The sequence below is a fragment of the Clostridium sp. CTA-19 genome, assembly GCF_054767855.1.
Genome location: NZ_BAAABH010000002.1, coordinates 106115 through 123051, shown reverse-complemented (window position 1 = coordinate 123051; position 16937 = coordinate 106115). Strand labels below are relative to the sequence as shown.

Sequence of the window (16937 nt, the reverse complement as noted above, 5' to 3'; positions counted from 1 at the left end):
TATTAACTAATCTTTTTTAATAAATTGATTCCCTTTTCAGTTATTTCCCAATCAGTTTTATCATTTAGTTTCTTACTGTTACATCCACAGGAGCATTTTTCACACATAGATACATCACAAATTACTTTTTTTATATACCCCATATTAATCAGCTTTTCTTTTAAATCATCAATAATAGGTTCCGGCAATTTAAGTGATTTAGATATAGCTTTAGTTGAAAAATTTCCTTCCTTATGTAAAAAATTCAAAACTTTATATAACATAATGTCACCTCTTTCTCTAATTCTATATTAATCATAGATATATTTTAAAGCAGTTAAGCATGTACTACTTATTTTGATTTTCAAAAACACGACGTATAAATGAAATTAGATTTTTAAATATATACAATATGTTTTAAATTACATTTCAATGAAATATTTTACTTATATTACATATTTGCTTTCCAAAGTAATATTAACACATTCTCATTCTAATTGCAAGTGATTATCAATAATATTTGATTTGAAGTTTCATTAAATAAAAATGTGCTATTAACAAACTTTTTAAGTTGTTAATAGCACATTTTAGTTATTATAAATTAAATTTTATATTTCTTTATTTTCAATTTCAACTTTAATATTTTTAATAAATTCTTCTAAAGCAACAGTTCCCTGATCACCGTTTTTTCTAGTTCTAAGTGAAATTGTTTTATCAGCAACTTCTCTTTCACCTATAACTATTATATAAGGAACTTTTTCATTGCTAGCTTCTCTAATTTTGTATCCTACTTTCTCATCTCTATCATCTAACTGAACTCTTATATTATTATCCTTAAGAGTTTTAGTTACTTCCATTGCATAATCATTAAATTTATTTGATATAGGAAGTACCTTTACTTGAACTGGTGCTAACCATGTTGGGAATTTTCCAGCAAAGTGTTCTATTAATATACCAATAAATCTTTCGATACTACCTAAAATTACTCTGTGAATAACTATTGGTCTATGTTTTTCACTATCAGCTCCTATATAGTTAAGATCAAATCTTTGTGGAAGTTGGAAATCTAATTGGATTGTACCACATTGCCAAGTTCTTCCTATACTATCTTCAAGATGGAAGTCTATTTTAGGACCATAGAAAGCTCCATCGCCTTCATTTATTTTATATTCCATATTTATTTCATCTAGTGCTCCACTTAATGAAGATTCTGCAATTGCCCATTCTTCATCACTACCCATGGAATTTTCTGGTCTTGTTGAAAGTTCTACACTATATTTAAATCCAAATTTTGAATAAACTTTATCAATAAGTGATATAACACCTTTGATTTCTGATTTTATTTGATCTGGTAACATAAATATATGGGCATCATCTTGAGTAAATGCTCTAACTCTCATAAGTCCATGTAACGCTCCTGAAAGCTCATGTCTATGAACTCTTCCAAGTTCTGCAACTCTCATTGGAAAATCTCTATATGAATGTGCTTCTGATTTATATACAAGCATTCCACCAGGACAGTTCATAGGTTTTAATGCAAATTCTTCTTCATCTATAACAGAAGTATACATATTTTCTTTATAATGATACCAGTGTCCTGAAGTTTCCCATAATTTTTTGTTTAACATTATAGGTGTTTCTATTTCTATATAGTTATCTTCTATGTGAAGTTGTCTCCAAAAATCTATTAAAGTATTTTTTAACACTACACCATTTGGTAAAAAGAATGGGAATCCTGGTCCTTCTTCCATAACTGTAAATAATTTAAGCTCTTTACCTAACTTTCTATGATCTCTTTTTTTAGCTTCTTCTAAGTTGTTTAAGTATGCATCAAGGGCTTTCTTGTCTTCAAAAGCTGTACCATAAATTCTTTGAAGCATTTTATTTTTTTCATTACCTTTCCAATATGCACCTGCTACACTTAATAATTTAAAAGCTTTTATATATTTTGATGATAGAATGTGTGGTCCTCTGCAAAGATCAACAAAATCACCTTGTCTATATAGTGAAATGTTTTCTCCTTCTGGTAACTCTTTAATAAGTTCTATTTTATATGGTTCACATTTATCTTCCATTAATTTTATTGCTTCTTCTCTTGATACATCTATTCTTTCAAACTGAAGATTTTCTTCTATTATTTTATCCATTTCACATTGAATTTTTTCTAAATCTTGCTCTGAAAAAGCTTTTTCAACATCAAAATCGTAGTAGAATCCATTGTCTATTGAAGGTCCTATTGCTAATTTAGCATTTTTATAAAGTCTTTGAACTGCTTGTGCCATTATATGAGTAGTTGAATGTCTTAAAACATCTATAGCTTCTTTATCTTCATATGTTAAAATTTCAACTTTATCATTTTCTTTTAATTTATAACTTAAATCAACTAATTCATCATTAACTCTTCCTACTATAGCTACTTTTGCTAATTTGTTGCTAATTGATTTAGCAAGTTCATATACACTAATATTTTCCTCTATTTCTTTTATTGAATTATCTTTTAATCTTATATTTATCATTTTCATTGTTATCCCTCCAAAATATTTTTTATATAAATTCTCAAACTTTTAATGTTTAATTTTCAAAAATTCCTTATCAATTGAAAATATAAATTTATTTTTCAAAAAGATTTATGTTTATTATTTTTTATTGTAAAGCTATATAATACGTCATTTCTAAGTATCGCCATAAAACATTTTTAATTGTTTTATAATAAAGTCTCTATTCTCATTTGATAATAAATCCTTAATATTATAATTCTATGTACACTTTTAAAATTATATTTTAATTATAAATTTTAATATTACACATAGTTTGTAATTATTTTAATATTAAGAGAACTTTTTTGTTTTTGCATTTCAATAATTTTATGTAAAACTTTAACTTAATTTATTAATTTATTATTAATTTAAAATCATTACTGATTTTGGGTAAAACAAAAAGCATCCATCCCTGTTGGGACGAATGCTGTATATTCGTGGTTCCACCCAAATTGAATTAAAATTCAATTCTTCTCGTTTTAATAACGGCATCTAACCGATGACATTTCACTTTAAAAGCTAATAAGCCATAACTCCAGGGTAGTTTTCTTATAGTCATATTTAGAAATACTTCCAGCCAGTGATATTCCCTCTCTGTAAACTGTAACCTATAATACTCTTCCTATCATAGTCTATTTAATATTTAATTTACATTTATTTGTGCACAAATTCAAATATATAACCTTTTCAGAAAAGATTAATAATTTATACTTATAGTATCATACTAAAATTACTTTGTAAACACATTTCTGAAAATTTTTTATAGTTTTTTAAATTGTACTTATGATTTATTCAATATTTTAAAAAACTGTATAAAATAACATTTCATTTATTGATTTACTAATAAATATTACTATATAGTAATTGCATTTAAACATTACCAAGCTTTATTTTCTAGCTTTTTTTTCGGTTTTATATGAACTAGTAAATTTTCTAACATCAAGTAATGTAAAATATAAACCAAGTATTCCAGGTATAAGGCCTAATTTATCTCCTGCTGCAAAGAAAACTATTAAACCTCCTGTAAGACAAAATATACCAGTACATCTAAAAAATATGTTAAATATCTTTAGAGTTTTTTCACTCATTGTATCCCATGCACTTCGATGAAAATAATTTACCTTTCCTGTTTGTGCATTTTTTTCTGCATTCTCTATTCTTTCTTCTTTTTTTATTCTTTGCTCTTCATTTATTCTTTCAATACCTTCTTTCAAATAAATCTTAGCATCGTTAAGTTCTTGTTTCATTTCTTCTTTAGTTTTAGCCATCTTAAAGCCCCCTATAAGTAATTTTATCTAAATTATACCAACTATAGATAAAAAGTACAATTATTTTCAATTAAGTATAAAATAATAATAAAAAATTATACAAAAGTAAAAATTACAGGATACGTAGAAAACGCTCAATGCTTTTTAGGATTATAATTTAAATATAAAACCAGTACCATTTTATTAAGTACTGGTTTTATTGTATTTCCAACTAGAAAATATAATTAATATAAAATTGTTTAAAAAATAAATAATCAAGCCTCCAAACTGCAAATTTAAATAACCTTTATTTAGATAATAAGGAATCTCACCTAAATACATACTCCAATATTATCTAATAGAATATCTCCTTTAACTCCTTTATCAAAAACAAACTTTATAGTTTTTAATTTTTTAATATTTAATTTAGAATTGTTTTTAACAAATTCTTCTATTGGAAAAGTAAAATTTTGAAGTTCATGTTCTATTGTATTGTTTTTAACTAAAAAGTTGTTTTTATATAAATTAGACCTTAATGGAGGATATAACGTATAGTAATCTTTTAATAAAACAGATGAAACATTTCCATTAACATCTTCCAATTGAATTGTAAAATCCACATCATTAAATTCATTTTTTATAACGTCGTAATTATCCATTCTACATGCTGAAAATTGCAGTATTGAGTTATTATTTATATTTTCTAAATAAATATCATCCTCTGGAAGTGATATACTATAAAAACTTCCAGACCCCTTATACCATCTAAGTCTAACCGCTGTGTTTCTAGTAGAAGAACCATCCCTTCTTCTAACCTTTTCTTCACGCCATATCGTAAAGTTCTTCCCAAATATAGAACTATCTTTTAAAGACGATGTTTTTAAATCTAAATCTTCTTCATAATTAGCTATAACTTTAAAATTACTATCTTCATATTCATTTATATATACAGTTCTAGGTAAATCATTTTGAATATTTTTATAGTTTATAAACATATCTTTGTATTGATTTTTATTCTTTAGAGTACAATCAAAAAAACCAGTTAAATATCCTTTTAATATATTTTTTTGATCCTCATCTTTAATAATTGGCTTAGTATTTAAAAACCATCCCATTGGCTTGTTAAGATCATATCGTCCCCAAGTGCTATTGAATTGGCCATGGTTTGCTCCATAAATATAAAGATAACTTTTGAAATAATCTTTCCCATCAGTGAATTTAACATTATCATATTGTTCTCTTCCATCAAATTCCGTTACATCTTGGTCATAAGAACCATGAACTGAAAAATAATTAATATTTTCTAATTCTACTGACTTACCAGAAGGTTTATATTGATTATAAGTAGGTGCTATACTTGCTATAGATTTTATATTATAGTTGAAATTAAGTTTTATATCTCCATCATCAGGATAGTAACTTAATTTATTAAATAATGCAGCGATAGCTACTGCTTCTCCGCCTCTTGAATGTCCTACTAGTGCAATATTATTCATATCTATTTTATTATAAAGTGGATTTTCTTTATCATTATTAAATTTTTCAAATTCTTTTATATTATTTAACATCATAACTGCCCTAGCATCATTTTCATCAGCTAAATTTGAATTTATATAAAAATTCAAAAAATTTTCATTTATAGAAGCTACAACATATCCTTTACTTACAAGGTGGTTAGCTAAATATTCATACCCTTCATGGGACGGTGTAGTCATAGTATGATTTCCATGGGCAATTAAAATTAGTGGCAGTTTTTCACCTTTTTCAGGAAAAAGCACATCCCCTGTTATAGGTACAGAATAAGAATCAAATCCCCAATATATATTTCTAAGTTTACCTATAATTCCTTCTTCATCAGAAACATATGGTGATAAATTTACTTTTGAAGTTTTTAAATTATATTTATCAGATGAACCATAGCTTAACTTCTTTATTGAATAATCCCCTTTTTTAATAAGCTCTCTAAAGATAGAGGAATCGTTATTATTTTCAACCCTTAATGATAAATACTTTTCAGTAAGATTCTCATCATATCCTTTAAATCCAATAAAATATATCATAGAAATATTTATAAATAATGAAAATATAAATATTGACCATATAAATCCATTTTTCTTGTTTTTACTTAACAATTTTAAAATACTATATATAAATATTAATTGTATAATTCCAATAGTAATAGATATAAAAACATCAGCCTCGAATGATGTATCTATAAAGAAATTTGTCACGAATATATAAGAAATTATAAACAATCCAATTATAAAAGGAAGATTTTTTATAGGTATTTTTTTTATAATTAAAGATACTAACTGCAAAATAACGATAAGAATTATCAAACCTAAAAAAGTAGCGGCAGTAAATACTATAAAATCTAAAACTTTAGGAAGACCAGTTCCTAAAAAGGCCATTTCCAATCCTACCATTGATGAAATCAATAACATAAAGATTAATTTTACATATCTATATTTATCAAAATATGTATGATGTATATAATTTTTAAGATTTATTTTGAATTTGTTAAACATATCAATCCTCCTAATATGTGGATACTAAATTTGTATCTTTTATTTTTAGGTTAAAATTAAAAGACAGGAATCTAAAATCAACATTTAATTAAAAGATTTAGATTCCTAAAAAATAATCAAACATTAGTCAAAAAAACTTAATTGAGATGTTCTGTCATATTTATAATCATCAATGATTTTATTCATATTATAAATTATATTGCTCTTATCGCAGTGTTCTCTAAAAATATCATATAAAATTTTTCTATTTAATGATTGACAATTATATTTTAACCTAAAATTTGTTTCATATTTATTTTTTATATGAGGAAAGTTGTTATCTAATTTCTTATAAAAATATTCCCTTTGATTATCTCTTAAAGTTACTCCAAAGTAAGGATATATAAATTTTGCTCCACAATTTTCTGCCCTTTTTATTATACTTTTTATATTTTCTTCATTATCATTTATAAAGGGCAAAATTGGCATCATTAAAACACCACAATATATACCGTTATTTGCTAGTTCCTCTAAAGCTTTAAATCTTTGAGAAGATAAACTAACATTTGGCTCTATCCTTTTACACATATTATCATCAAAAGTTGTTATAGTCATTTTTACACATACAGGGGAAATATCATTAATATTTTTTAATATATCTATATCTCTAGTTATTAAGTCACTTTTAGTGGCTATTGCTACACCAAAGTTATACTTATTTAATAACTTTAACGATTGTCTAGTTAGGTTTAATTTTCTTTCAAAAGGATTGTACGGATCGCTCATTGCTCCTGTACAAATAACACCTTTATTTCTTTTAGATTTTAATTCACCCTCTATTATTTTTAGTGCATCTTTTTTTATTTTAACTTTATCAAACTCTTCAATTCCATAGCAACTACTTCTAGAATCACAATAAATACAACCATGACAACAACCTTTATATATATTCATTGTATAATCTGCTCCAAACCAATAGTTTGGATGAGCATTTTTTGTAATAATAGTCTTACAGGGTATAGATTCCATTATCCTTCTCCAATTAATTTATTTCCACCTTTTTAAAGTAGGTAAGAAACTTTTTAGATTTTCTCTAGCGGCTTCCTCACTAAAATCTTTATGTGCATTCATAAGATGAGGAACACAAGCCTCTATCATTTCATCTAATGAAATATCTGCCTTAAACTTTCCATTACCATAACAATAAACACAATATTCCTTATTATCACTAACCTCATTTTCATTTACTAGTGGCATTCCACAACTTTGACAAAAATTCATATTAAAACATCCTTTCAATTTATAAAATAAATTATTTTTGTAAGCCTATAAATTTTATTATCTGCTTTAATATGATATTATCAAAGAATAGTTGACAACTGATTGTCATATTAGAAATTATAATTCATTAAAGTTTCCTTTAATCTTCTAATAATTTCAGCTCTAACAAATTTAGGCTCTAAAACTGTAACATTATTACCATAAGATAATATATGATCATAAACCCACTCACCTTGTGGATAGCTTACAGTAACATCATAGGTTCCATCTTCATTTTTTATTATAGAATTTTCATCATAAAAATCATAAATTTTATATAAAACTTCTTTACTAAAACGCAATTTTAAATTTATAACTTCAAAACTCATTTCACGTGATAAATTTAAATCTACTTCCTTACGTATAAATGTATCGCCTTTAATCTTAAAATTTTTAATTCTACTAAGTTTAAATATTCTAAAATCGTTCTTTTCAATAGAAAATCCCCATAAATACCATTCTTTGCTTTTAAAGATAAGTTTATATGGATGTACTTTCCTTATGCTACTAACTCCTGTAGAATTTATATATCTAAACTCAATTATCTTCTTTTCTAATATAGAACCTTTTATATCATCAAAGTTATAATCTGAATTTAGTTTATTTCCCCAGTTAGAAAAATCAACAGCAACCCAATCATTCACATCCATATTTTTAAATATTGCTCCAAGCTTATTTAAAACTTTATCTATATTTGGAATTTCAGTAGCTTTTAATGTACTTAATGCTAACATTAAACTTTCTTTATCCTTTTGCGATAACATAGCTTTATTAATGGTATATTCTTCTATTAAAGATATTCCACCACCAGTACCTTTGCTTGCATATATAGGAATACCTGATAATGAAAGCTCTTCTATATCTCTATATATAGTTCTAGTAGATACATCTAACTTTTCTGCTAGTTCTTTTGCAGTAACTACTTTTTTATTTAAAAGGATTATAATTATTTCAACTAATCTATTTATTCTCATAACATCACCTAAAGTAATATTAACACACTTAAACTTAATTTAACTATAGAGTTACAAACTGAATCTCTAACTTATTCACTTATATAACATATTGTTTAATAACACTTCATGTGAAATTTTAATCTAAAGGCAATGTATATGTTTACATATAATTCCAATAAATATAAAGAGTTCAAAATATATAATCTATTTCATATATTTAACGAGGAACTCTTTATAAAAGCTCATTAAATAAAATCTTTTATATTACTATTCTCACTTATCATACCTTCTATTATTGGCTTTTTACTTGTTAATATAGTAGTGATTCCAGGACCATGACCCATCTTAATGCAATCGCTATGAATTACAACACCTATAGAAACTGCTCCTGATAAATATCCCCTTCCAAAAGTATTATCACAATCTTTTAAAAGTACCAAATCACCAAATTTTAATTTATCTATTCCATGTTTTTTTACTTCATTTATATCTGCTGTCATAATATCATAATCACCAGTAAAAGAAGTCGAAGCACCTATACCTGACCCCATTAAATAAGGTGGTATTATAGCTGCAACATTAACTATAAGTTTCCCATCATATTCTTTTATAGGCAATTTTTCAAAAAGATTTGGATCTATATTCATAACTGTTATATCTTCATAATTTAAAAGCTTAAGCCCTTGACCGTATGCTTTTATTAAAATTTTATCATCAACAGCTAAATCATCTAAAATATCATTTTCAAAATGTATTAAAACATGATCTATTCCACCATGCATTCCTGTTACATATCCAATTCCGCCTTTTCCATCACCAGAAACTACCTTTGCAATATTTCCTATACATGAAAGGGTAGTAAGAGCATTATTCTCTCTAGCATCTGGATTTTTTATTGAAACACCTGGTTCTATATGGTCTCCAGATAAACCAAAGGCACTGTCACCAATCTTAACATTATAACAAATTCCACCGGTTGCAGGTAAAACCATTGGTTCACCTTCATGACTTATTCTATAAGGAGATGGTGGAAAAGCTGGATGATGAATTTTACCTTGAACACTTTGCATTACAACTTTATCTTTGTTAGTTTTAACCAAACTAAACCCTCCTTTAGTAAATTTTCATATTTATTAAATTCTAGTGACTTCTTAATAAATCCTTTATTTTACAAGAAAAACAAGCATCTTAATTAAAAATTAATATTTTTAGAAGCATCATTAGCTATCAAATAATAATTTTTCACATCTTTTACTTTTTATTAAAGCAATTAAATATGTTAAGACTAATTAATTTAAACTTAAAAAATTATAACAATATCCTTTATTTAAATCTAATTATTTTATATAATTTCAAATGCATATTTAGTAATAAAATCATACACCGATTTACTTATACAATCTAAACGGTTATAATCTATAACATCCTCAACATCCTTTGGAGAATGTATTACCTCTTTTACATTTTCTTCTATTAAGCATACATTTTTTATACCTTCTAATTCAAAGCTATTACTATCACTGAACCCTATTTTGTTATCAATAGTTCTAGAAGTTTGTATATTATTCTCATTAAGCACTAATTCTAACTTATCATATATGTTATTATACTTATCATTACTATTTAGAAATAGCATTGAACCACTATTCTTATATCCAACTGAATCTATATTTATATTAAATAAATCTTTATACATTCCCTTACAGGATTTAATAAATTCTTTGCTTCCTGATAGTCCTTTTTCTTCTCCATTAAAAGAGCATATTATAATATCATAAGCAAATTTATTTTCTTTTGAACTTTTAACTAACTTATCAGCTAAATCAATTAAAACTGAAACTCCCGATGCATTATCAACGGCACCTTTTATAATATCTTCGTTTTGTTTTCCTATATGATCGAAGTGAGCAGACAATACAATTGCTTTAGTATTATCTTTTCCATTTATCTTTCCTACAATATTATTCACTTTATCATCTTTTACAATGTCATCAGGTTTGACTTCACTATATCTTGGAGTAATTTCTTGTATATAAGTATGATAATATTCATTACCTATTAAAGGTTCTACTCCTATGTCCTTAAAAGTATATGCGATATAATCTTCTGCTAATTTATTTCCTTTACTTCCTACTAACCTACCTTCAAATTCATTTGAACAAAGTTTATCTATAATTTCTTTTTTATCTATATTAACTTTCTTTTTATCTTCAATTTTATCTTCAATTTTACTATCATTTGTAGGATTAGATTTATTTTCCTTTAAATCTTTATTTACTCCGCATCCTATTAAAGTTATAGTTAAAAAAAATAATATTGTAATCTTAATCCTTTTCATGCCATATCACAATCCTCTTCTAACATATTACAAATTTTAAATTTTGCATGTATTCATCCTAACATTTATGTAAAATTTTTACAACAGATTTTCAAAAATGCTTTATGAATTATCTATATAAATACCATCTTTATAACATCTAACAAGGGTTCTATTATATATTCTTCTTCAATATATTCATATTGTTTTTCAACATTTACATTTCCACAATAAAAAACCTCTACCACTATAAATAAGTAGTAGAGGTTTTATTATAGATAATTCATAAGTGCAATTAAATACATAGTGTATGATATTGGAGAGTTTTTAACAATACTTGAGAAATATTTAAGCTGATTATATGTAATATCTTTTAAAGTTTTATCCTTAGTTATTTTACTTAATTTAACTAAGACGTAGGCTGCTACAGAATTACCAGATGGAATTGCTCCATCATAAATTTCTTTTGGTCTTGCAATAAGTTTTTCACTATCTTTACCATATAAGAAAAATCCAGAACTGTTTTCGTCCCAAAACTTATCAATCATTTCACTATTTAATGATATTGCCTTTTCTAAATATTCCTTCTCATTAGTTCCTTCATAAAGCTCTATAAATGACCATATTAAAAATGCATAGTCTTCTAAATAAGCAAAATAAGCTACATCACCATCCTTATATCTAGCTAAAAGTCTATTATCTTTATTTACTAGATTATTTTCTATGAAAGCTATAGCATCTTTACAAACTTTTAAATACTTTTCATCTTTTAATATAGAATAAGCTTTAGCGAAGGCTGTAATCATAAGAGCATTCCATGAAGTAAGTATTTTTTCATCCTTATGTAAAGTAGTTCTTTCAAGTCTATAATTGAAAACCTTTTTCCTTAAATCATTTATTTTTTCATCATCATTTTCAAAGGAATTATTTTTAAGTAGATTTGCAATACTTTTTCCTTCAAAATTTCCTGAAGTAGTTATATCAAAGTAATTATTAAAATACTTTCCAACATCTTCTCCTAACACTTCACAAATTTCAAGAGGATTAAAAACATAAAATTTACCTTCATCACCTTCACTATCTGCATCCTGTGCACAGTAAAAACCACCTTCATCACTTGTAAGTTCTCTTAAAACATAATCCATAGTTTTTACAGCCACATTTTTATAAAATTCTTTCTTTGTTATACTATAAGTTTCTAAATATGCTATAGTTAATAATGCATTATCATAAAGCATTTTTTCAAAATGTGGAACAAGCCATTTATCATCAGTAGAATATCTAGAAAAGCCATATCCAATATGATCGAAAATCCCACCTCTATACATTTGGTTTAAAGTTTTTTCAACCATTTCTAAAGCTTTTGGTTCATTTTCTAACTTATAATATTTTAGTAAGAACATGAGTTTATGAGGTGTAGGAAATTTAGGGGCTTTATCAAATCCACCATTTACAACATCAAAAAATTCTAAACACCATAAATAGCCACCTTCAATAATGTCTTTTCCTATTTCATCATCTGTAGTTGTTGGCTGAAATGCATTTTTAAGCTGATTCATGACCTCTTCACTTGCATCTATAATACGCTCTTTATCACTTTTCCATTGGTCACTTATACTGCTTAAAATATCCATAAAACCTGGAACATTATATTTTGCATGTTTAGGAAAGTAAGTACCAGCGTAAAAAGGCTTTTGATCTGGAGTAATAAATAGATTAAGAGGCCAACCACCACCGCCAGTAAATGCCTGACAAACTGTCATATAAATACTATCAACATCAGGTCGCTCTTCCCTATCAACTTTTATAGATATAAAATTATCATTAAGAATTTTTGCTACTTCGTCATCTTCAAAACACTCATGAGCCATAACATGACACCAATGACAAGTAGAATAACCAATACTTAAAAATATAGGTTTATTCTCATCTTTAGCTTTTTCAAAAGCTTCATCACACCATGAATACCAATTAACAGGATTATAAGCGTGTTGAAGAAGATAAGGGGATTTTTCATTTATTAAATTATTAGGTACTTTCTGATTTATTATCATAGTATCATCTCCAATAAGTATAAATTCATTTTCTATTTATTATCACACTAATAATATACCCTTTGATCCTTAAAATATTAAAAAGCCTATCTATATTTTGATAGGCTTCTAAGTAGCTAGTTATTAGCTTTTCTGTATTAATATCTATTCTATAAGCATATTGTTATGATTTAAATTGCATTGCTCTTATATTTTTTGTAAGTATTCTTCTTTTGTAATAGTATAGTCCAATTATCTAATTGTAAATGTCATTAAACAATTCCATATTCTTTTAATAACTTTTCAATGTCTGTTCCTGCTACTTGTTTTAAAATTTTACGTCTAGTTATTGGCGGTAAATCAAGTTTTGGTTTTTCTCCATCTAATAAACATACACCTGCATTTAATAAATAACGAATATCATATCTTGAAGAAAATACCTCAGGAACTCCTTTTTCAACTCCAGTTAAAACATATACTGCTTCCATAGCTGTACGGCCTGAGTATTCTATAGTAAATACAGTATCACGGCCTGGATCATCCAATGTCTCAGCAAATTGTCCAAGGAAAGCAAAATTTACTGCATTCTTTGGTACAACATATGGACGATCCCCAGCTGCACGAGGCATAAATTGAGATGTTATAAATGGCATCATAACAGGAATTGAGCTACATGATTCTGCTAATTCTTCAATTTTATCTGTAGGAACTCCTATATGATATAACCATTCCTTTGTGATTTCCTTACCAGTACAATCTCTCATAGGTTTTTTAATATAATCTCCAGGAACATCAGAGAATAAACCATATACCCAAACTAGAACATCTTTTTCTGGCTGCCCATAATATTGTTCTTGACGGTTTATTGTCCAACTCATCAACCATGAAGAGTCCAGTGCTGTAACTATTCCGCCTGTTACAGTACGTCCACCATATGGTGAACGTTTTGTGATTTTTTCAATGTACTCAGGAACACGTTCATCATGACAAGTTACTGTACAAGATTCCCAATTAGATTTTTCTGTATTTGTACAGAATTTGTCTGGATTTCCAAATTCATCTGATTGTGATGATATATTTTTCCATAATTTCCAACATCCTTCTGGCTCTCTATTAAATGGTGCAGGAGTATTGTCATCACCATATCCTGAACCTTCGGTCATAGAACCATTAGTAATAAATACTAAATCATTTTCTGTTAAATCAATAGAGATATCTTTTCCAGCTTTATTTGTTGCAACTATTCTCTTTGCAACCTTTTTATCATCTGAAATCGAGAATTCAACATTGTTAACAGTAACTCCATATTGAAATTTAGCACCATTGTCTTCTAAATATTTAACCATAGGTTTTATAAATGAAGTGAATTGATCATGTCTTGAAAATTGCAGCGCTGAAAGATTTGGAAGTCCCCCAACATGATGAATGAAACGAGTCATATATAATTTCATCTCTAAAGCACTATGCCAATTTTCAAAAGCAAACATTGTTCTCCAATATGTCCAAAAATCAGTGTTTAAAAGTTCTTCAGAGAAAATATCTTCAATAGATTTATTTTCAAGTTCTTCATCGGGTATATTTACAAAAGCAGCTAATTCTTTTGCTAAATCTTGACCCAAATTGAATTTCCCATTGTCATAACGTTCACCTTGATTTTTAGTAATACGACAATTGCTAGAGTTTGGATCATCGTAGTTTGTATAATAAAAATGATCTAAAACCGTCATATTAGGATCTTCTGTAGATGGTAATGAACTAAACAAGCTCCATAAAACTTCAAAATGGTGACCCATTTCACGTCCGCCACGTGCTACATAACCCATATTTTGACGAACCTCTCCGTCCATAGATCCCCCAGGAATGTCTAATTGCTCTAAGAAGGTAATCTTGCTGCCATCCATGTGAGCATCACGAATTAAAAAACAACCAGCAGCTAAAGCCCCAATTCCAGTACCAATTAAATAAGCTTTTTTGTCCTCAATTCCCTTAGGTTTTCTTGCATTTACTAGAGCATGATAACTTCCATTTGTAAGGGTAAGTCTATCATCATGTGTCTTTAATTTCATTATTATCCCCCTCTTTCTTAATTTTTTAATAGTTTTGCAAATGCTACCATTATATTTAGAGTAAATATATAAGTCCTCATTTAAATTTGTATATACTTATTATCTGTAATATCTCTATAAATCTATAATATGGTTTTTTTGTGTTTTTTTCATTAGATAAATAAACTGCGGTGTTCGAAATTTAAACACCGCAGTTTATTTATCTAATTATTAGGCATCTACGTCAAAATGTCTAATAAAAAGGATTTTCCTTATTGATTCCCGCTATACATTATTTAAATCAGCACTTCTCTTAAGGGATAGCTCAATGTTCCCATCGAAAAGCTGACCGATTCGTCTAATAATAGTATCAGGGTCCTCTTTCATCCCCATAGCAATCCATTGTATTACCATTTCAGTAAGGGCACACTGATAAAATGAAGCAATCAATTTTATATCCTCCAAAGAAGCTGAGATACCATCGCTTACTCTTTCAATATACCGAACCATCACATTTCCTGATACATTGTATATATAGTTCACTAGTTCTTCTCGCTGCATAGAATTATATACATGATAAATGGCTGTTTTGTTTTCTAAAGCAAATTTGGTAGCTACAATAAAACTCTCTTCCCAGGAAAGTGTATCATTATATTCATCAATTATTGTCTGAAGTTCTGTTTGGAATATCTCTGACAAAAGTGCATATATGTCTGTGTAGTAATAATAAAAAGTATTTCTATTTATTTCACATGCTGTAGCAATATCCTTAACTGTGATCTTGTTAAGTGGATGTTCATTCAGCATCTTTATAAATACATCACGAATCATTTTTCTAGTATATTGCTTAGCCAAATTTCCACCCCCCAATGCTTTATCTATATTGAAAATTATAACATAGGGTAGGTTATTTTTAAATAATCCATCATCATAATCAATATCACCGGATAATATGAAATTTCATCCAAGATCTAATACTTACCTTGTAAAAAATCATCCGCTATGTCAGCAATTGCTTCTGACTGTCTCCAATGTAAATAATGCTTACCTTTCAAATACACTATCTTTTGAATATTAGGATTTGAGATTACTTCTTCATGTAATCCGTCCCAGGTTTTATTATAGCCTTGTTTTGCTAATTCTTCTCTATATGACTTACATGAATTATCACTTAATATAAACAGTACAGGCATGTTATCAGGGTATTTAACATCATAAAGTGCTTTACAATTCTCTCTAAAAAGCCTGTTTTCACTAAGCTGTGCTTTTGTAATAGATTTTCTATTAAATAAAGCAGCCACATTTTTCATATCTTCTTCAGAATAACTTCCACTTGATTCCATATCCTGAAGATACTCTGGTCCTGAAAGATAAGATAATCGTGTAAGGCCTGTTAAGTCCATAAATCTTGCCAGATAATATAATCTGTTTGAAATTGCAAAGTCACTTTGATACTTTGCCTGATTTGGTATAGAAGAATCTATACCAATCATGGCTTCTACTTCCTCTGGATAATTTTTCATATATTTCAGGCAGTATATTCCTGAAATTGAATGAGGTGCTAATATATAAGGTGGCTGAATTTTTAATTGACGTAATGTACCTCTTATTTCTTCTACAATAGCCTCATTCGTTCGTACTTTATTTAAATCGCCACTTAACCCATATCCTGCATATTCTAATGTTACCACCTTATAATGTTTACTTAACTTATCAGCAAGCGGCTTAAAATCAATAATTGGACTGGCCGTTCCCATTCCGCTAAGTAATACGATAGTTTTTTTGCCCTCACCAGCAACTGACACCCTTATATTTGTGCCATTAACATTCACATCTGTGCCCACACAGCTTAATGCTTTATCCTCTTGCATGCAAACAATCTTATTCCAAATTGTAGTGCTAAGCAAAAAGATTATCAAAAGTCCTATTAATACTAATAATACCTTTTTTAATATTCTTACTATTTTTTTTAATTTATCTCTCATACTATTTTCAG

Annotated in this window: 13 protein-coding genes and 1 other annotated feature; all 13 genes read right to left on the bottom strand. The window is 27.4% G+C overall.

The window, feature by feature from the left end; all coding sequences use genetic code 11:
• Nucleotides 1–2: 2 nt before the first annotated feature.
• Nucleotides 3–263: a FeoC-like transcriptional regulator gene (locus ACYUE0_RS01795; protein WP_010297203.1), complete on the bottom strand. Its 261-nt coding sequence runs from the start codon at nt 261–263 to the stop codon at nt 3–5.
• A gap of 324 nt (nt 264–587) precedes the next feature.
• Nucleotides 588–2495, bottom strand: a complete 1908-nt coding sequence (thrS, locus tag ACYUE0_RS01790; protein ID WP_460269361.1) for a threonine--tRNA ligase — start codon at nt 2493–2495, stop codon at nt 588–590.
• Between the two features lie 434 nt (nt 2496–2929).
• Nucleotides 2930–3154, bottom strand: a binding site (T-box leader).
• 249 nt (nt 3155–3403) lie between these two features.
• Entirely contained in the window at nt 3404–3784 is a 381-nt protein-coding gene (locus tag ACYUE0_RS01785; protein WP_460269287.1) for a hypothetical protein, read from the bottom strand.
• Between the two features lie 311 nt (nt 3785–4095).
• Entirely contained in the window at nt 4096–6291 is a 2196-nt protein-coding gene (locus ACYUE0_RS01780) for an alpha/beta hydrolase family protein (RefSeq protein ID WP_460269286.1), read from the bottom strand.
• A gap of 123 nt (nt 6292–6414) precedes the next feature.
• On the bottom strand, nt 6415–7299 hold the full coding sequence (locus tag ACYUE0_RS01775; protein ID WP_199870817.1) for an SPL family radical SAM protein: 885 nt from the start codon (nt 7297–7299) through the stop codon (nt 6415–6417).
• 18 nt (nt 7300–7317) lie between these two features.
• Nucleotides 7318–7551, bottom strand: a complete 234-nt coding sequence (locus ACYUE0_RS01770) for a zinc ribbon domain-containing protein (protein ID WP_460269285.1) — start codon at nt 7549–7551, stop codon at nt 7318–7320.
• Nucleotides 7552–7661: 110 nt separating this feature from the next.
• Nucleotides 7662–8564 (bottom strand): helix-turn-helix transcriptional regulator, encoded by a 903-nt coding sequence (locus ACYUE0_RS01765; protein ID WP_460269284.1) that lies wholly within the window; start codon nt 8562–8564, stop codon nt 7662–7664.
• A gap of 227 nt (nt 8565–8791) precedes the next feature.
• Complete coding sequence (locus ACYUE0_RS01760) at nt 8792–9646, bottom strand: DUF4438 domain-containing protein (protein WP_460269283.1); 855 nt, start codon at nt 9644–9646, stop codon at nt 8792–8794.
• Nucleotides 9647–9888: 242 nt separating this feature from the next.
• Nucleotides 9889–10884 carry a M28 family metallopeptidase gene (locus ACYUE0_RS01755; RefSeq protein WP_460269282.1) on the bottom strand — a complete coding sequence of 332 codons (996 nt, stop codon included), beginning with the start codon at nt 10882–10884 and terminating at the stop codon, nt 9889–9891.
• A 251-nt stretch (nt 10885–11135) separates the two neighbouring features.
• Entirely contained in the window at nt 11136–12917 is a 1782-nt protein-coding gene (locus ACYUE0_RS01750) for a thioredoxin domain-containing protein (protein WP_460269281.1), read from the bottom strand.
• A 251-nt stretch (nt 12918–13168) separates the two neighbouring features.
• Nucleotides 13169–14962, bottom strand: coding sequence for an oleate hydratase (locus ACYUE0_RS01745; protein WP_460269280.1), 1794 nt, complete (start codon nt 14960–14962; stop codon nt 13169–13171).
• Nucleotides 14963–15226: 264 nt separating this feature from the next.
• The gene (locus tag ACYUE0_RS01740; RefSeq protein ID WP_460269279.1) at nt 15227–15796 is read right to left on the bottom strand and encodes a TetR/AcrR family transcriptional regulator; all 570 of its coding nucleotides are present in this window, start codon (nt 15794–15796) and stop codon (nt 15227–15229) included.
• 116 nt (nt 15797–15912) lie between these two features.
• A complete protein-coding gene (locus tag ACYUE0_RS01735; RefSeq protein ID WP_460269278.1) occupies nt 15913–16785 on the bottom strand; it encodes an alpha/beta hydrolase in 873 nt (290 codons plus the stop codon).
• Between the last annotated feature and the right edge of the window lie 152 nt (nt 16786–16937).